A 17,537-nucleotide genomic window follows, 5' to 3' on the forward strand; every position below is an offset into this window, starting at 1 on the left:
GTGTAGCCGCGGGCCTTCATCAGGGCGGGCAGGCCATCGTCGCCGACCATGTGCAGGGCGCCAACATTGACCAGTTCGACCTTGGGGCCGAGGGCCAGTTCGCGGCCGAGCTGTTCGGCCCAGAGCTCGTTGCGGCGCTTCAGCAGCGCCTGGTAGAGGGCCGGATTGCTGGCCTTCATCTCGCCGACCAGGCCGGGACCCAGGCGCGCGAGGTCGCCGTCCAGCCAGGCCTGCTCCAGGGGCTCCGCACGGCCGAGGCCGCGGCGCGGCTGCGCCCGCTCCTTGATGACGTCGGTGAGGTAGCGCACCTCCGCCGGCTCCGGCAGGTCGGCGAACAGGTGGGCCTGGTCTTCCAGCGTCTCGAAGAACTTCACCGGCTTGGACGCCGCGCGCGCGGCGCGGGTGACGGAGACATCGGCGCCGGATCCGATCTGGGCCCCGCCGGCCTGGATCGGCTGCATGGAGAGCATCAGGGCCGCGGCCCAGGGGCGCAGGTGGTCGATGCGCTTGAGGTCGGCCTCGCGGCGCAGGGCGTCGATGTCGCGCGCCTCGAGTTTCTGGCTGAGCGAGCGGTCCGGATCGACGCCTAAGCGCGACATCAGGTTGGAGATGGCGACGGGATCGGCGCCGGCGACATCGGTCTCGAACCACACCGTCTGGGCCTGGGCGTAGACCTGGTCATAGAGGGGCGTGCGCCAGCCGGCCGCGGCCGGCGACAGGGCGTGCAGGGTGCCGAACAGATAGATCTGGGCGTGGTCGGATTTGACAACCCAGAGGGCCGGCGCAGCACCCGCCGCGCCAGCCGCTCCAAGCCCCCCGAACAGGATCGCGATCCAGACTGCGCACCGGACCGCGACCTTGCGAAAGATACGCATCGCATCCCCCGTTTCCGGCCCCGGGCGGCGGAACTAGTCGCCCCAGGCTCGGAAATGCTTGGATAGCTTGAGGCCCTGTCGCTGGTAATGCGACCCGAGGTCGCCATAGAGCCGGGTCGGCCGGTCGGTCAGCGGCTCATAGACCAGGCGCGCGACGGTCTGGCCGTCCTCCAGGATGAACGGCGTCTCGTGGGAACGCACCTCCAGCACCCCGCGCGAGCCCTTGCCGTGCGCCTCGTCGGTGCCGAAGCCCGGATCGAAGAAGCCGGCGTAGTGGACGCGGAACTCGCCGACCGAGGGATCGATCGGGGTCATCTCGGCGGCTTCCAGGACGGGAATCTCCACCGCCTGTTTCGAGGCCAGGATGTAGAACTCGCCGGGGTCGAGCAGCAGCTGGCCGTCGCGCGGCAGGAGCGGCTCCCAGTAGTCGCGCGGATCGTGGCCGTCTTCCTTGTCGAGGTCGACCACCGGGGCGTGGCGGCGGCCGCGGAAGCCGGCGATGCCGTCGGAGAGATCGACGCTGACGCTTTCGGTACGCAGCCGCTCGGGCACGCCGCGCTTGAGGCGCAGCTGGTTCAGCCGCGTGCCGCGCCGCACCAGCACCGAGAAGGTCTGCGGCGCGATCTCCATGTAGAGGGGGCCGTGGTAGCCCTCCTCCACGTCGTCGAAGGCGGCGCTGTTGTCGGTGAGCAGGCGCACGAAGACGTCGACGCGGCCGGTGGAGCTCTTCGGATTGGCCCGCGCCGAGACGCCCTTCGGCAGGGCCAGATGCTCCTGCAGCTCGGCGATATAGACGCAGCCCTTCTCCAGCACCGCGCCGGCCTCCAGGTCGAGTTCGTGCATGGCCACGTCGGCGATGCGCTGCATCACCTTGCGGCCGCGGCCCGGCAGGAACGAGGCCCGCACCCGCCAGACGCGGGAGCCGAGCCGCAGGTCGAGGCTGGCCGGCTGCACCTGGTCGCGATCGAACGGACCCTGGGCGGTGATGGCGCGCTCGGCGATCAGCGCGTCGATGGACTGGCAGGGCAGGATGCCGGGGCGGTTGGTGTCGCTCATGGGCGGCGGAGCCTTAAGCGAGAACGCGAGTCTTGCAAGAGAAGAGCTGTTCCCTCTCCCCTTGCGGGAGAGGGGTTTCTCCGGCGTCGGCTACGGGTGGAAAGCGGACGTTGACCGTTGGGTCGTTCCCGCCTGACCCGTCGCGGACCTTCGGCGGGTTCGCAGCAGGGCCCAGTGATATCTGCGCGGTCAGGAAATCATCATTGGCTTGCAAAGATCCTTTACCGCCGGGAGGTCGAGGAGGGAGGCTGGGGTCTTCGGAAGCTCGAACCCGTCGAAGGCTTGCAGCCATTCTGTCTTGGCATTGGTCACAAGGGCGCGTTTGAGCACGGCGTTGGCGTCGGCGGCCCTGTCGTAGGCGCGACGCACATCGCTCCAGTCCGCGGCCGAGAGCACGGGGGCGTGGTTGATCTGCTGGAGCGAGAGCCACGCCGCGCGCTCGTCATTCGCTGATCGGATGAAGAGGTCGTAGGAGTTCATCGTCCTGGCGTAGCGGGCCCTCAGATCAGGGTCCATGTGCTGCAGAGACTGGTCGGCCACGGCCATCTGCCAGGCCGCCCGGTCCTCGCCGAAATACATCGGCCGCCCGACCGGCCCCAATCTGCCGAGTGGTTGGCCGGCGTCGTGCCGGGCGATGAGCGCCGCCAGCTCAGTCAGGCGGCCATCCACACAGGACTGCATCTCAACCCGCGAATGCAGGTCGTTCCAATGGTTGGCCACCTCCGCGTCCAGGCTCATGCGCTCCGACGCCACGACGTCGCGCCAATGCAGCTTCTCGACCAACTGCTCAGCGCCAAGTGCGATCAGCACGCCGATCACGATCGTGCCGATTTCCTTCAGGAACTCGCGGAGGCCGTGCCACGGCTTCGGTTTGTGGATGTCCATGCCGCCCCCCAGCGGTCTACTGGCGGTGACGGTAAGCGGACTCTCCGAGGGTCCGCAATGGGTCGTCAGCGGACGTTGGCCTAGCGCCGGAAAGCGGACCTGGGGTTTAGCGGCCCGAGCGCGGACGTGCCGGATGTCAGCTAGGGGTGGAAAGCGGAAATATGGCCAGGTCCAAGGTGCGGACGCGGCCGAGCAGCGTCCATGAAGACGCCTCAGGCCACGGCGGGCGCGGCCTCCGGCCCAGACGCAACGCCCTCAACACGCGGGAGCAGCAACTGCACCCATCCGACGCCAAGCAGATACGCAACCGAAGCCCAGGTGAGAAGGGGCGCGTAGCCGTATCCATGGTCGAAAGTCCAGCCCGCGATGGACAGCATCACCATTCCAGAGATGTTGCCGCAGAAAGCCTGGATCGCGATGACGGTGGCCACGCGTCCGGGCGGGGAGATGTCGGTGGCCAGGGCAAAAATGTTGATCGAGAAGCATTGATGAGCCGCGAGCGTCAGGCCGAGGATCGCCGTGGCCAACCAGTAGTTCCCCGCGGATGCCGCATACCAGACGGGAATCACCAGTATGGCGGCTGTCAGCATCAACCCTTTACGCGCGGCGTTCAGGCTGACGCCCGCCGAGAGCAGACGCGTCGAAGCGAAGCCCGCGAGCAGCGCACCGACTCCGGAGGCGGCGTAGATCACTGCGAGCGGCAGGCCGAAGGCGCTCATGCCGAGATGGAACACGCGGTTGAACAGGTCGGGCATCCAGTAAAGCAGCAGCCACCAGACGCTATCCGAACACGCACGGGCGCCGGCCACGGCCCAGGTGCGCCGGTCGCTCAGAACGTCCGTGAAGCGGGATGTCTCCACGAAGGCCGGCGGCGGCCTGTCCGCCTCAGCCGCACCGACCTGCCCCGCTCGCGAACCCTGCCACGCGAGGACCCAGATGAGGCCGAGACCGCCTGTGACCAGGAACGCGTTCGCCCAACCGATCTTCAAGGCGACCAGCGGGATGATCAGCGGGGTCAGGACGGCGCCCAGGGTGCTGGCGGCGGAGATGATGCCGTACGCCATCGCCCGGAGTTCGTTAGGGTAAAGGGCCGCAGCTGTCTTGATCGCGGTCGGCGAGTTCAGGGCCTCGGTGACCCCGAGGGCAGCCCGCGCGACCGTGAACTGCCCGACCGTGCGGGCGAAAGCATGGCCGATTGCTGCCAGGCTCCAGAGCGCCACCCCAAGCGGGTTGGCGCGCCGCCATCCAATGCGGTCGACGAGCCAGCCTGCGCCAAGGAAGGAGAAGGCGGTGGCGAATTGGAAGACCGCGGTCATCCGGCCGTATTCGCCGTCGGTCCAGCCAAGGTCCTGCTGCAGCATCGGCTTCAGGACCGCGATGATCTGGCGGTCGGCGTAGTTGAGCATAATGCCAAGGCTAACCAGGCCAAGCACAAGCCCACGCCTGCCTTGCCATAGCTTGGGTTTGTGGATGTCCATGCCCTCGCTCCCCCCGAAGCGAACTACCTTGGCCGCACGGTAACCGGACTCTGGGAATGTCGCCTAGGGGTGGTGAGCGGACCTTCAGAATTGGGGATGGTCTAGGTCTATCGATCGCGATGGAACCACAGGTAAACGCCGCCCAACACGGCGAACAATGCCGAACCGAGCCCCAGTGCGACAGTCACGGCTGCCACTTGGGACGACGAGGCCAACTCTCCAGAATAGCGGTCGTGAACAGCCTGGCCGAAGACGTAGTGGCTCACAGCGAAAAAGGCGTCAAAAAGGAAAACGAGCAAGCCTAAAGCAACCCAACCCTGTGCTATGCGGCGAAGAAGGTCCGGTTGCATCAAGGCCTCCCCATTCGCGCAGCTTAGCGGCTCCTTCAACTTCCGCTAAGGGTGGAACGCGGACATTGATCTGTCCCTCCAAAGGAGGTGAAGATCGCCAAATGAACGTCCTGCGGCCATCGAGAGACAAGACCATTCGCGCAGGCGGGCTCTGTGCGATCATCATGAGCTTGCTCACGGTTGGGCACGCCGCTGGCCAGACCTTGCCGGCTGCGATCGGCTCCGATCCGCCGGCGGACATGCAACATCCGGCAAGCACGGCTGGGCTGCTCATACCAAGCCACGGCGTGACACTTGATGCTCGCCTGTATTCGGCCTCAGGCCAAGGTCCGCATCCCACGCTGGTGATGTTCGACGGCCTGCCGGGCTGGCACACCCAGGCCGACATCGACATGGCCGTGCGGCGCGCCGGCTGGCACGTGCTGGTCTTCCATTACCGAGGACTTTGGGGGGCGCCGGGCAAGTTCTCCATCCGGCATTCGATGGAGGATGCGGCCGCGGCAGTGAACTACATTCGCCGTCCGGAGGTCGCCGCCAAATACGGTATCGACACACGACGGCTGGTCGTCGCCGGGCACAGCATGGGCGGCTTCTGCGCCGCCGCCCTGGCGCGGACCGATCCCGGCTTGGCCGGCGCCATCCTGATCGACGCCTGGGACGTCGGCGAGGAGGGCAAGATGCTACGCCACAATCCGAAGATGCTGCGTCGCTACGCCATGGAGAATTTCGGCGACATGGGCCACGCCGCCGGTGGAGCGAGCCCTCTCGCGATGGCGCGGGAAGTCCAGGCCACCACGGGGTGGGACTACGTCGATTGGGCTCGGAGCCTGGCGGGCCGGCCGCTGCTGATCATCGGCGCCCGCGACGGCAACGGCAACCAGAGCCAGGCTCTGGCCGATGCCATTCGCCGGTCGGACGCCCGCCAGCTAGAGGCGGTGGTGATGCCCACCGACCATAGCTTCTCTGATCATCGCATCGCCTTGACCGAGAAGATCCTGGCTTGGCTGGACCACGTCCGGCCCCTTCCCTGACGAACGTCCGCTAAGGGTCGAGGCTGTGTAAAAAGGATGCCGCAGCCGAGCTAGGCAGCCGGACCCTTCCATTGCGCTGGATCAGCTATCTCCGACTGTAGGTCACCGGCGATGTTGACCCACCGTGTCGCCGGAGTGAGCGAGAGCTGAACGCCGTACTCAGTCGCGGCTGCGGCCAGGATTTGGCCGAACCACATCGGATAGGTCCATTCCCGAGGTTTGGGGCTGAACAGGGATTTCGTCGCAGGATCCCAGCCCACCTCCAATGCAGCTCGGTAGATCAGTGAGAAATTCTGTGACGCGGGTTTTACGAAGAGCCTGCCGTCCTCGCGGATCTCAACGCTCTCGATCGCATCGTCAATCATGTGCGCAGACTGGCTTCGCTCAACCCGAGAGGCAATGGGGCCGCTGAACAGATGCGCGCCCGAGCGAAGCACCTCAGACCCCTAACCTCACGATATCGGAGGCGCCGACATGACCCGCTTCGTCGAGGGCGAGGATCGTAGGCAGCCGACGCTGTTGCCGAGCTGCCTGGACGACTACGTGGGCGAGGACAATGCGGCCCGGGTGATCGACGTCTTCGTCGATGAGCTCGATTTGGCCGAGCTGGGCTTTGCTGTAACGCCGGCCGTGACGGGTCGGCCCGCCTATCACCCGGCGACGATGCTGAAGCTCTACGTCTACGGCTATCTGAACCGCGTGCCGTCGAGCCGGCGGTTGGAGCGGGAGGCTGGGCGCAACGTCGAGGTGATGTGGCTGACGGGGAAGCTCGCGCCCGACCACAAGACCATCGCCAACTTCCGTAAGGACCACGGCGCCGCGATCCAGGCGGCCTGCGCGCACTTCGTGGTGCTGTGCCGCCAGATCGGGCTCTTCACCCAGGCGCTGGCGGCGGTGGACGGCAGCAAGTTCAAGGCGGTGAACACCCGCGACAAGAACTTCACCGCGACCAAGCTGAAGAAGCGGATGGAGCAGGTGGCCGAGCATATCGCCGGCTACCTGGCCGACCTCGACACCGCCGACCGTCAGGAAGGCGAGGCCGCCGAGGCACGGGCCGGGAAGCTGAAGGGCAAGATCGAAACCCTGCGGGCGCAGATGCAGGCGCTGAAGGCGATGGAGGCCCAGGTGGCCGCGTCACCCGACGGCCAGGTCTCGCTGAGCGACCCGGACGCGCGGTCCATGGCCACCAGCGGCCGGGGCAGCGGGATCGTCCGCTACAACGTCCAGTCCGTCGTCGAGGCCGAGCACCACCTGATCGTCGCCCACGACGTGATTACTACCGGCAGCGACCGCCAGCAGCTCACCGCCATGAGCCAGAAGGCCAAGGCCGCCATGGGCGTGGATGGCCTCGAGATGCTGGCCGACCGCGGCTACTTCTCCGGCGAAGAGATCGTCGCCTGCGAGGCCATCGGCGTGACGCCCTATGTCCCCAAGCCGCTGACCTCCAATGCCAAGGCCGAGGGGCGCTTCGGCAAGCAGGACTTTACATATCTGCCCGACCAAAACGTCTACCGCTGCCCGGCCGGCGCCCTGCTTCCGCACCACATGACGACCGTCGAGAAGGGCTTGGTCCTGCATCGCTACTGGGACCGGGCGAGCTGCCAGTCCTGCGCCCTGACGCCCCAGTGTACGCCGAGCGTCGAGCGGCGCGTCACCCGCTGGGAGCACGAGGCGACCATCGAGGCGATGCAGCGCCGAATGGACCTGGCGCCCCAGAGCCCGATGAAGCTCAGGCGTCGGATCGTCGAACACCCCTTCGGGACGATCAAAGCCTGGATGGGCCACACCCACTTCCTGATGAAGCGGCTAAAGAACGTCAGAACGGAGATCAGCCTCCACATCCTGGCCTACAATCTGAAGCGCGTGATGCAGATCCTCAGGACCGGGCCGCTGATCGCAGCCATCCGTGCCTGAAGGGATCGGCGCGTCTCGCGCCACGCCAACTCTGATCCCCGCCGTCCGCCGCGAGTTTTTACACAGCCTCGGTCGATAGCCGACATTCGCCCCCATGCCGCGCGACCCCTCTGCCGTCTGGCTTTCGCCCGACACCTTCTCGCGCAAGGAGAGAAGGGCTGGGGCTCGATAAAGAAACCCTCCCTTGACGGCGCGGTCCGGCTGCCGTTTGTGCCCCAACGTTTTGCGACCTGAAGGGGGCCCGCCATGGCCGAAGATCCGCGCGACTGGGAGATCGAGACCCGGGCTGTGCGCGGCGGCATGGCCCGCTCGCCGCACGGGGAAATCTCCGAGGCCCTGTTCCTGACCCAGAGCTTCGCCTACGACAGCGCCGAGGCCGCCGACGCGCGGTTCGGCGGCGGGCCGGGCTTCATCTACCAGCGCTTCGGCAACCCCACGACGGCGATGTTCGAGGACCGCCTGGCGCTGATGGAAGGCGCCGAGATGTGCCGGGCCACGGCCTCGGGCATGGCCGCGGTGCAGGCCGCCCTGATGGGCCTCGTCAGGGCCGGCGACCACGTGGTGGCCGGGCGCGCCCTGTTCGGCTCCTGCCGCTGGATCCTCACCAACTGGCTGCCGCGGTTCGGCGTGGAGACCACCTACGTCGACGCCACCGACCTTGAGGCGTGGAAATCCGCCTGCCGGCCCAACACCAAGGCCTTCCTGGTGGAGAGCCCGGCCAATCCGCTGCTGGAGGTGACGGCCATCGGCGCGGTGGCGGAGATTGCGCACGCCGCCGGCGCCAAGCTGGTGGTGGACAATGTGTTCGCCACCCCGATCTTCCAGAAGCCGCTCGCGCTGGGCGCCGACGTGGTCGTCTATTCGGCCACCAAACATATCGATGGCCAGGGCCGGGTGCTGGGGGGCGCGATCCTCGGCTCCGAGGCGTTGATGACCGAGGCCTACAAGGACCTGTTGCGCCACACAGGTCCTGCGCTGTCGCCGTTCAACAGCTGGGTCCTGCTCAAGGGGCTCGAGACCCTCGAGCTGCGCGTGCGGCGCCAGACCGAGAACGCCGCGAAGGTGGCGGACGTCCTGGCCGCCCATTCGAAGGTGAAGCGGGTGATCTATCCCGGCCGGCCGGACCATCCGCAGGCCGCGATCATCGCCAACCAGATGACCGGCGGCGGCAATGTCATCGCCTTCGACTTAGGGAGCCGGGCCGGCGCCTGGCGGTTCCTGGACGCCCTGCAGATCGTCGACATCTCCAACAACCTGGGCGACGCCAAGTCGATGGCCACCCACCCCTCGACCACCACCCACCGCTCCATGCCCGAGGCCGAGCGGCTGGAGATCGGCCTGACCGAAGGCTGGGTGCGGATCAGCGTGGGGCTGGAGGGCGTGGGCGACCTGAGCCGCGACGTGAACCGCGCGCTGGACGGGGCCTAGGAAACAAGAGCTGTCATCCCGGTTTGGCGAAGCCAAGACCGGGACCCCTGAACGTCGATGGCCCAAGAGGAAAAGCGGCGGCGCAGAGGGTCCCCTCCGCCATCCGGCGCTTAGGGGTCCCGGTCTTCGCCTGCGGCGAAACCGGGATGACATCCTGATTTCTACCCCACCGTCTCCAGGGCCTGCGGCTCCACGGCGTAGACGCGGCTGCAGTATTCGCAGGTGACGTGGATCTGGCCGTCGTCCTCGACCATCTCGGCGCGCTCGGCGGCGGGGAAGGACTTCAGCACGGTCTCGATGTGCTGCTGGCTGCAGCGGCAGAAGGCGCGCAGCGGCTTGGGGCCGAACACCCGCACGCCATCCTCGTGGAAGAGCCGCCAGAGCAGGGTGTTGGAGGCCAGCATCGGGTCGATCAGCTCGTCCTCGCCGATGGTCTCGAAGAGGATCTGGGTGCGGTTCCAGGCCTCTTCCGTGGAGCCGCGCGCGGCGTCCTCGGCGATCAGCTGGATCAGCACCCCGCCGGCCCGCCACTGCGGCCCCTCGCCTTCGTCGGCCTGGCCGACCGCCAGGCGCACGCGGGTGGGGGTCTGCTCAGACTGGGCGAAATACTGCTCGGCGCACAACGCCAGGGTCTCGCCCTCGATGGCGGTGACGCCCTGGTAGCGGTCCATGTCCGCGCCCTGGTCGACGGTCATGATGAACACGCCTTCGCCCAGCAGCGAGCGGGCGCCGGGCCGCACGAAGCCCTCGCAGGCCTTGGCCACCTCGTCGGCCTCATAGCGGCAATAGCCGCGCAGGCCGCCGGACGTGTCGTAGTCGGCGACCACATAGCGGACCGGGCCGGAGCCCTGGGCCTGCAGGATCAGCCGGCCCTCGAACTTCAGGCTGGAGCCCACCAGGGCGGCCAGCGCGCAGGCCTCGCCCAGCAGGTTGGCGACCGGTTCGGGATAGGCGTGGCCGGTGAGGATCTCGTGGATCGCCGGGCCCAGGCGCGCGACGCGGCCGCGGACGGGCTCGCCCTCGATCTGGAAGGCGCCGACGAGGTCGTCAGGAAGGGTTGCAGTCATCCGGACCCATATAGGAGAAGGTCGCCAGAATTCGAGCCTGGCCTGTGTCGCGGCCGCCGGGAAGGCGACAATCCGCCCCTGCTGGGGCGGCTTGCGGCGCAAAGGGGGGCGCCGGGTCGCCAGCGACCCGGTGGGGCCGCAGGGGTTTGTGCGACGCGGGCCCTCCAGGCTATAGGAGCCGACATGGCCAAGATCACTTCCCCGACTGCCGCCTTCGGCTGGACGCGTCTGGCGACGCTCGCCGCCATCGCCGCCGTGGCGCTCTACCGGATCGCGCCGCACCTGCCGAACCTGACGCCGGTGGGGGCGATGTTCGTGCTGGGCGGGCTGTACCTGGGCCGCAACCTGGCCTGGATGGCGGCGCCCTTCGCGGGCCTGATCGTCTCCGACACGGTGCTGAACCTCGCCTACGACGGCCGACCGATCCATGCGGGCCGGGTGTTCGACTACGCCGCCTTCCTGGTGGTCGGCCTGGCGGCGCGCTGGATGGCCGACAAGCCGCTCGCCGCGCGCATCGGCATGGTCGTGGCCGCCCCTGTGCTGTTCTTCTTGATCAGCAACTTCGGCGTCTGGGCCGGCGGGTCGATGTACCCGCGGACCGCCCAGGGCCTGATGGACTGCTACACGCTCGCGGTCCCGTTCTTCCGCGGCACGCTCCTGGGCGACTGGCTGTTCGCCGGGGCGGGGATGCTGGCGCTGGAGGGGCTGCGGGCGCGGGAAGACCGGATGCAGGCGGTGGCGGCCTGACCCCTACCCTTCCCATTGATGGGAAGGGGGGACCATCGGCCGAGCGAAGCGGAGAGCCGATGGTGGGAAGGGCGAGCCACAAGCTGCACGCTTGGCTTGCCCTCTCCACCGCGCGCTCTTCGGCGAGCGGTCCCCCTCGCCCGCTGCGCGGGAGAGGTCGTTACCCCACCTTCCCGAAGCACCAGGCGAGGATCGACTTCTGGGCGTGGATGCGGTTTTCCGCCTCGTCCCAGATGACGCTCTGCGGGCCGTCGATGACGCTGTCGACCACCTCCTCGCCGCGGTGGGCGGGCAGGCAGTGCAGGAACAGGGCCTGCGACTTGGCCTCGCCCATCAGCCGTTCGTCGACCTGGTAGGGCTCCAGCGCGTCCAGCCGCTCGTCGTGGTCGGTGTCGCCCATGGAGACCCAGGTGTCGGTGATCACCGCATCGGCGCCGGCCACCGCCTCGTGCGGATCGTGGGTGGTGGTGACCCGGCCCTGGCGCTCGGCGGCGCGGGCGAGGTCGACGAGGTCGGGGTGGTAGATGGCGGGGCTGGCGATGCGCAGCTCGAAGCCCAGCATGGGGGCGGCGTGGATGAAGCTGGCGCAGACGTTGTTGCCGTCGCCGACCCAGGCGATGGCCTTGCCCTTCACATTGCCCAGCCGCTCCTCGATGGTCAGCAGGTCGGCGACGATCTGGCAGGGGTGGCCCCGGTCGGAAAGGCCGTTGATCACCGGCACGTCGGAATTGAGCGCCAGCCGCTCCAGGTCCTCGTGGACATTGGCGCGGACCATGATGGCGTCGACCATCCGCGACAGCACGCGGGCGGTGTCCTCGATCGGCTCGCCGCGGCCGAGCTGCATGTCCTGGGCGTTGGAGATGATCACGTCGCCGCCGAGCTGGCGCATGGCCGCGTCGAAGGAGAAGCGGGTGCGGGTCGAGTGCTTCTCGAAGATCATCGCCAGCGTCCGGTGCTCGCCCGGCCGGTCGGCGTCCGGCTGACCCTTGGGCCAGCCGAGCCGGGCGTTCTTGCGGGCCCGCGCATCATCGAGGATGGCGCGCAGGTCGGAGGCCTCCAGCTTCCAGAGGTCGACGAAATGTCTAACGGCCTGGGTCATTCCTGATCCCCCAAACCCCGCTCACCCCGGCGAAGGCCGGGGCCCAGGTCCATCCTGAGAGCGGGGTGAATTGCATCTGGGTCCCGGCCTGCGCCGGGATGAGCGGTGAGTTATGCGGCCGCCTTTGCTCGGGCGCGCGCGGTCTCGCAGGCCCGCTCGAACTTGCCGATCGCCTCGCGCGCCTCGTCGAAGGTCAGGTTGAGCGGCGGCAGCAGGCGCACGCAGTTCTCGCCGCCGCCGGCGATCAGCAGGTGCTCGTCGCGGGCGTGCTGCATGAACTCGCGGTTGGGCGTGGCGAGCTTGATGCCGATCAGCAATCCCTTGCCGCGGATGTCGAGCACCACGTCGGGGAAGCGATCCTGCAGGCCCGAGAGCTGCTGGGTGAAGTAGCCGGCCACCTCGCGCACATGGGCCAGGAGCTCAGGGCTGGTCAGCTCTTCCATCGAGGCGACGCCCACCGCCATGGCCAGCGGATTGCCGCCGTAGGTCGAGCCGTGCGAGCCCGGCGTCATGCCGTTCGCCGCCCGCGCCGTGGCCAGGCACGCGCCGACCGGGAAGCCGCCGCCCAGCGCCTTGGCGACCGCCATGATGTCGGGATCGGCCGCGCCGTCGAGCCACTCATAGGCGAACAGCTTACCGGTCCGCCCCAGGCCGCACTGGATTTCGTCGTAGATCAACAGCGTCCCGGTCTCGTCGCAGAGCTGGCGGATGGCCTTCAGCGTCGCCTCGGTCCAGGCGCGCGCGCCGCCCTCGCCCTGCACGGGCTCCAGGATGATCGCCGCGGTGGTCTCGCCCACCGCCTCGCGGATGGCGTCGAGGTTGTCGAACGGCAGCTGCAGGAACCCCGGCATCTTGGGGCCGAAGCCTTCCAGATAGCTGGCGTTGCCCGAGGCGTTGACGGCGGCGAGCGTGCGGCCGTGGAACGAGCCCTCGAAGCCGATGATGTCGATGCGCTCGGGATTGCCGTTCGCCCAGTGGTGCTTGCGCGCGGTCTTGATGGCGCACTCGATGGCCTCGGCGCCGGAATTGCCGAAGAACACCACGTCGGCGAAGGTGGCGTCCGTCAGCATGCCGGCGAGCTTTTCCTGGCCCGGGATGCGGAAGATGTTGGAGACGTGCCACAGCTTGTGGGCCTGGTCGGTCAGGGCCTGCGCCAGCTTGGGGTTGGCGTGGCCCAGGGCGTTCACCGCAATGCCGGCCATGCAGTCCAGGTAAGCCTCGCCTTCGGCGGTGTAGAGACGCGCGCCCTCGCCTCGCTCGAACGCCAGCGGGGCGCGCTGATAGACGCCCATGATGTGGTCGCTGGGAACGGGCGCGGCGTCGTGCTGCGCGGTCTTCGTCGTCACCGGAGAAGCCCTCCAAAACGGAAGCGTCCCCGCGCGCGTGGCAACGGGGACCGGAAGGCTGGGCGTTTTCCGCTTCGAACGCGGTGATGTCAACGATTGACGCGCGCCTGGCGCGACAGCACCCAGGCGATGGCGAGGCCGACTCCCACATGGCTGGCGAGGTCGCCGAGCGATGAGAGGCCGTGCCAGCCATAGGGCGCCCCGAAGCGCAGCGGCAACACGACGCCGTACATGAAGGCGTAGAGGGCCACGCCGTAGACCGCGCCGCACAGGAGGGGCCGGCGGTAGAGCGCCGTCAGCCGTGTGGCGGCGAGGAAATAGGCGCCGGCCATGCAGAGCGCGATGGCGAAGTGGGTGACGACGCCCAGCGCGGCGCTCGCATATCCGCCGTCGGCGGCCGCCTTGCCGAGCCAGCCCCCGGCCACGCCCTGCCAGACCTTGTAGATCGGCTTGCCACGCATCAGGCCGAACATCACCGAGGCGTAGACGAAGTCCACGACGCCGCCGGCGAGGCCGGCCAGGACGACGGCGCCGATCATGTTGCGGTCGTGCGGCCGCGCCGCCTCTGAGACGATGGTGGTCATGGACGCTCCCTCCCCGGAACGCCGAAGCTTGACCACAGGATCGGGCGCTTGTCCCGCGCCTCAGCCGTCAGGTCTTGATCTTGTAGCCGGTCTGGAACATCCGGAAGCAGACACCGCCGGTGAAGACGATGAGCCCCAGCGTCATGGCGGCGCCCACCGGCAACGAGCTTTCGGCCTGGCCGATGAAGCCGTAGCGGAAGCCGTCGATCAGATAGAAGAACGGGTTGAACTTCGAGAAGCTGCGGAACGGCTCGGGCAGCCGCTCGATCAGGTAGAAGGTCCCCGACAGGAAGGTCATCGGCATGATGACGAAGTTGGTGACCGCGGCCATGTGGTCGAACTTCTCGGCCCACAGCCCGGCCATGATGCCGATGAAGCCCATGATCAGGGCCGCGCCGAGGCCGAAGAAGACGATCGCCCAGGGATGGGCCATGGGCAGGGTGGCGAAGGGCAGGACCGCCAGCCCGGCCACCGTCCCGACCACGATGCCCCGTGTCGCCGCCCCGGCGCCAAAGCCGATCAGATGCTCCAGCGGCGTCAGCGGCGGGGTCATGAAGTCGCCCATCAGGCCGTTGAACTTGGCCTGCAGCAGGGATGACGAGGAGTTGGCGAAGGCGTTGGACAGGATCTGCATCATGATCAGGCCCGGCGCCACGAAGGAGCCGTAGGCCACGCCGTTGACGGCCCGGCCGCCGCCCACCGCCACCACGAACACCAGCATGTAGAGCAGCGCCGAGACCACCGGGGCGGCGAGCGTCTGCATGCCGACCTTCCAGAAGCGCTTCACCTCGCGCAGGTAGAGGGTCTTCAGCCCCTCCCAGTTGACCCCGTCGTAGACCCGCGGCTGAGGCGGCAAGACGACTTCCGATCCGACGGCCATGTCCTTCATGGCCCTTCATGTGCGCCCGCCGCGCGCGAGCCGCAAGAGTGCGGCGGGACGACGCAACATCTAGTTCCTGTGGACGAAAGGTGGGGCGCCTATTGTGGTCCTTAAGGAGTTGTTTACCACTGATGGTGGTTGCTGGGCGATGAGAGAGCTGGGCGCCACAAGATGTTGAATCCGGGACCACCGCGGGGGCGGTCCGGAGCAACGGCTGGGAGGCGAGCATGGGCTGGACGGACGAGCGGGTCGAACTCCTCAAGAAGCTGTGGCAGGACGGGCTTTCGGCCAGTCAGATCGCCAAGCAGCTGGGCGGCGTCACCCGCAACGCGGTGATCGGCAAGGTGCACCGCCTGGGCCTGTCGGGGCGTGCGACGCCTTCGAAGCCGGCCCGCACGGTGTTCAAGGCGCCGCGTCCGGCGCGCGCCGTGGCCGCGCCGTCGGCCCCGCGCCGGCTGATCGAGCCGTCGTCGATGGTCGCCCAGCCGACCCCGGTCCGCTACGTGGACGAGACGCCCGGCACCGCGACGGTGCTGACCCTGGCGGCCCACATGTGCAAGTGGCCGATCGGCGATCCGTCGCTCGATAATTTCACCTTCTGCGGGCGGCGTTCGGACGAGGGTCCCTACTGCCACGAGCACGCCCAGGTCGCCTATCAGCCGGCGCAGGCCAGGAAGAAGTCCTCCGCCGCCGAGCTCGCCCGGTCGCTGCGTCGGTATCTCTGATCGACGCAGACCTCCGGGCCACATAGATCCGTTGGGGATGGAGGCGCGTCGGGCGCCGGAGCGGATCGCCGCTACCGAAGCCCGGCGCGCCTTTTCCTTGTGTCATCCCGGTTTTCGCGTCAGCGAAAGACCGGGACCCTCAGCGCCGGATGGAGGGGACCCACGCTCATCATCTGCAGGTACAGATCTTCCCAGTGCGGATTGTCGGCCTCGATGAGGCGGATCTTCCACTCTCGGCGCCACCGTTTCAGCTGCTTCTCGAAATGGATCGCCTCGCAAATCTCGCCATAGCCTCGGAAGTAGACGAGGCGGTCGACATTGTGCTCGGCCGTAAAGCCGCGGGCGACCTTGGCCTTATGCTCGAATATCCGTCGTTCGAGCGAGTTCGTCACGCCGACGTAGAGCGTCCCGTACCTTGTGTTCGCGAGGATGTAGACCCAGTAGCTCATTCCGACGATCTGGCGCTGAGGGTCCCGGTCTTCGGCTGCGCCGAAACCGGGATGACAGATATTAGAACATTTTGGCAACTTATCCAACGGCCGCGTTGGGATTCACGCCTCGCCGGGTTAGATTCCGCCCATGAGCGACGTCGCCCCCGAGTCAGCCCCTGAGTCTCCTGCGGAAGACGGCAACGCCAAGCCCTACTCCGTCTCGGAGCTGGCGTTCGCGCTCAAGCGGACGCTGGAGGACGCCTATGGGTTCGTCAGGCTGCGGGGCGAGATTTCCAAGGTCACCAACCACGCCAACGGCCACGTCTATCTGACGCTGAAGGACGAGCGGGCGGCCATCGACGGGGTGGTCTGGAAGGGCCAGGTGCGCGGCCTCTCGATCCGGCCCGAACAGGGGCTGGAGGTGATCGTCACCGGCAAGATCACCGCCTATCCGGCCGGCTCGCGCTACCAGATCGTCATCGAGACCATGGAAGCCGCCGGCATGGGCGCGCTCCTGGCGCAGCTCGAGCGGCTGAAGGCGAAGCTGGCGGCCGAGGGCCTGTTCGCACCGCAGCGGAAGCAGCCCCTGCCCTCGATGCCCGCCGTGGTGGGGGTGATCACCAGCCCGACTGGCGCGGTGATCCGCGACATCCTGCATCGCATCCGAGACCGCTGGCCGTGCCGGGTGATCGTCTGGCCGGTTGTGGTGCAGGGCGACCAGGCCGCCGCCCAGGTGAGCGCCGCGATCCGCGGCTTCTGCGCGCTCGATCCGGCGGGGAAGATCCCGCGCCCCGACGTGCTGATCGTGGCGCGCGGCGGCGGCTCGGTCGAAGACCTCTGGGCGTTCAACGACGAGGGCCTGGCGCGCGCGGTCGTCGACTGCACGATCCCGCTGATCAGCGCGGTGGGCCACGAGACCGACACCACCCTCATCGACTTCGTTTCAGACCGAAGGGCCCCAACCCCCACGGCGGCGGCCGAGATGGCGACGCCGGTGCTGGCCGAGCTGAAGGCCGCGGTCAGCGACCTCGGCGGGCGCATGCATCGCTGCGGCGGCCGCGTGGTCGAAGACCGCCGGGCCCACGTGGCCCATGCCGAACGCGCCCTGCAGCGCGTGCCCGACCTGGTGCGGCTGGCCGAGCAGCGGTTCGACATCGTCTCGGGAAGGCTCACCGCCGCCCTCGCCAAGAACGTGGCGGCGCACGAACGGGATCTGGTGGCCGTCGCCTCGCGGCTGTCGCCCCTGCTGCTGCAGCGACCCCAGGCGGTGCAGCGCCAGCGGCTGGACGCCGTGGCGGTGCGGCTGGGCCCGGCGGTGAAGCGCGGCGTCGAACGCGCGGCGGAGCGGCTTGGCGCGCTTTCCAAGCTCTATGTCAGCGTCGATCCCGACCGGCCGCTGCAGCGCGGCTTCGCCCGCGTCGCCCGCGCCGATGGGACCCTGGTCAGGGCCGGCGCCGAGCTGGTCTCGGGCGAGAAGGTCGCCATGACCTTCGGCGACAAGGTCACGCGCGGCGCCGTGGTCGACGGCGAGACCGCCGATCCGACAGCCGCCAGGCCCGCGCCAAAGGCCGCCAAGGCCCGGAAACCCGCAAACTCCGCGCAGGGCGATCTGTTCTGATGGCCCGTCCGGGCTTAAATAGG

At 68.2% G+C, this 17,537-nt stretch carries 18 protein-coding genes; 6 read left to right on the top strand and 12 right to left on the bottom strand.

Going from position 1 to position 17,537, the window contains the following annotated elements:
• The 5 genes from VGT80_RS03695 to VGT80_RS03715 all read right to left on the bottom strand — a co-directional run.
• The coding region (locus VGT80_RS03695; RefSeq protein ID WP_327453000.1) for a TraB/GumN family protein at positions 1-875 on the bottom strand (875 nt) is incomplete at its 3' end.
• Between the two features lie 33 nt (positions 876-908).
• The gene (locus VGT80_RS03700; protein ID WP_327453002.1) at positions 909-1,931 is read right to left on the bottom strand and encodes a 2'-deoxycytidine 5'-triphosphate deaminase; all 1,023 of its coding nucleotides are present in this window, start codon (positions 1,929-1,931) and stop codon (positions 909-911) included.
• A 189-nt stretch (positions 1,932-2,120) separates the two neighbouring features.
• Positions 2,121-2,816 carry a hypothetical protein gene (locus VGT80_RS03705; protein WP_327453004.1) on the bottom strand — a complete coding sequence of 232 codons (696 nt, stop codon included), beginning with the start codon at positions 2,814-2,816 and terminating at the stop codon, positions 2,121-2,123.
• Between the two features lie 212 nt (positions 2,817-3,028).
• Positions 3,029-4,294, bottom strand: a complete 1,266-nt coding sequence (locus VGT80_RS03710; protein ID WP_327453006.1) for an MFS transporter — start codon at positions 4,292-4,294, stop codon at positions 3,029-3,031.
• A gap of 107 nt (positions 4,295-4,401) precedes the next feature.
• Positions 4,402-4,644: a hypothetical protein gene (locus VGT80_RS03715; protein ID WP_327453008.1), complete on the bottom strand. Its 243-nt coding sequence runs from the start codon at positions 4,642-4,644 to the stop codon at positions 4,402-4,404.
• Between the two features lie 101 nt (positions 4,645-4,745).
• Here VGT80_RS03715 and VGT80_RS03720 point away from each other — a divergent pair, with 101 nt between their 5' ends.
• On the top strand, positions 4,746-5,675 hold the full coding sequence (locus tag VGT80_RS03720; protein ID WP_327453010.1) for an alpha/beta hydrolase family protein: 930 nt from the start codon (positions 4,746-4,748) through the stop codon (positions 5,673-5,675).
• A 50-nt stretch (positions 5,676-5,725) separates the two neighbouring features.
• Here the strand turns inward: VGT80_RS03720 and VGT80_RS03725 are convergent, their stop codons facing one another.
• Positions 5,726-6,112 (bottom strand): hypothetical protein, encoded by a 387-nt coding sequence (locus tag VGT80_RS03725; protein WP_327453012.1) that lies wholly within the window; start codon positions 6,110-6,112, stop codon positions 5,726-5,728.
• 37 nt (positions 6,113-6,149) lie between these two features.
• Between VGT80_RS03725 and VGT80_RS03730 the strand changes: the two genes are divergently transcribed.
• Both VGT80_RS03730 and metZ read left to right on the top strand, forming a co-directional pair.
• A complete protein-coding gene (locus VGT80_RS03730) occupies positions 6,150-7,589 on the top strand; it encodes an IS1182 family transposase (RefSeq protein WP_327453014.1) in 1,440 nt (479 codons plus the stop codon).
• Positions 7,590-7,835: 246 nt separating this feature from the next.
• Positions 7,836-9,017 (top strand): O-succinylhomoserine sulfhydrylase, encoded by a 1,182-nt coding sequence (gene metZ, locus VGT80_RS03735; protein WP_327453016.1) that lies wholly within the window; start codon positions 7,836-7,838, stop codon positions 9,015-9,017.
• Positions 9,018-9,178: 161 nt separating this feature from the next.
• Here metZ and VGT80_RS03740 read toward each other — a convergent pair whose 3' ends face one another.
• Positions 9,179-10,084 (bottom strand): Hsp33 family molecular chaperone, encoded by a 906-nt coding sequence (locus VGT80_RS03740; RefSeq protein WP_327453018.1) that lies wholly within the window; start codon positions 10,082-10,084, stop codon positions 9,179-9,181.
• 183 nt (positions 10,085-10,267) lie between these two features.
• On the opposite strand from VGT80_RS03740, the gene VGT80_RS03745 reads away from it, so the two are divergent.
• Positions 10,268-10,831, top strand: a complete 564-nt coding sequence (locus VGT80_RS03745; RefSeq protein WP_327453020.1) for a DUF6580 family putative transport protein — start codon at positions 10,268-10,270, stop codon at positions 10,829-10,831.
• Positions 10,832-10,991: 160 nt separating this feature from the next.
• Here the strand turns inward: VGT80_RS03745 and argF are convergent, their stop codons facing one another.
• The 4 genes from argF to VGT80_RS03765 form a co-directional block, all read right to left on the bottom strand.
• A complete protein-coding gene (argF, locus tag VGT80_RS03750) occupies positions 10,992-11,930 on the bottom strand; it encodes an ornithine carbamoyltransferase (protein WP_327453022.1) in 939 nt (312 codons plus the stop codon).
• A gap of 110 nt (positions 11,931-12,040) precedes the next feature.
• Positions 12,041-13,222 carry an aspartate aminotransferase family protein gene (locus tag VGT80_RS03755; RefSeq protein WP_327453059.1) on the bottom strand — a complete coding sequence of 394 codons (1,182 nt, stop codon included), beginning with the start codon at positions 13,220-13,222 and terminating at the stop codon, positions 12,041-12,043.
• A gap of 143 nt (positions 13,223-13,365) precedes the next feature.
• A complete protein-coding gene (locus VGT80_RS03760) occupies positions 13,366-13,860 on the bottom strand; it encodes a hypothetical protein (protein WP_327453024.1) in 495 nt (164 codons plus the stop codon).
• Between the two features lie 67 nt (positions 13,861-13,927).
• Positions 13,928-14,749 carry an ABC transporter permease gene (locus tag VGT80_RS03765; RefSeq protein ID WP_327453026.1) on the bottom strand — a complete coding sequence of 274 codons (822 nt, stop codon included), beginning with the start codon at positions 14,747-14,749 and terminating at the stop codon, positions 13,928-13,930.
• A 218-nt stretch (positions 14,750-14,967) separates the two neighbouring features.
• On the opposite strand from VGT80_RS03765, the gene VGT80_RS03770 reads away from it, so the two are divergent.
• Positions 14,968-15,465, top strand: coding sequence for a GcrA family cell cycle regulator (locus VGT80_RS03770; RefSeq protein WP_327453028.1), 498 nt, complete (start codon positions 14,968-14,970; stop codon positions 15,463-15,465).
• 119 nt (positions 15,466-15,584) lie between these two features.
• Here VGT80_RS03770 and VGT80_RS03775 read toward each other — a convergent pair whose 3' ends face one another.
• Positions 15,585-15,914: a GIY-YIG nuclease family protein gene (locus VGT80_RS03775; protein ID WP_327453030.1), complete on the bottom strand. Its 330-nt coding sequence runs from the start codon at positions 15,912-15,914 to the stop codon at positions 15,585-15,587.
• A 130-nt stretch (positions 15,915-16,044) separates the two neighbouring features.
• Here VGT80_RS03775 and xseA point away from each other — a divergent pair, with 130 nt between their 5' ends.
• Entirely contained in the window at positions 16,045-17,514 is a 1,470-nt protein-coding gene (gene xseA, locus VGT80_RS03780) for an exodeoxyribonuclease VII large subunit (RefSeq protein WP_327453032.1), read from the top strand.
• The last annotated feature ends 23 nt before the right edge of the window (positions 17,515-17,537 follow it).

This window comes from Phenylobacterium sp., from assembly GCF_035944335.1.
In the GTDB taxonomy this organism is placed as follows: Bacteria; Pseudomonadota; Alphaproteobacteria; order Caulobacterales; family Caulobacteraceae; genus Phenylobacterium.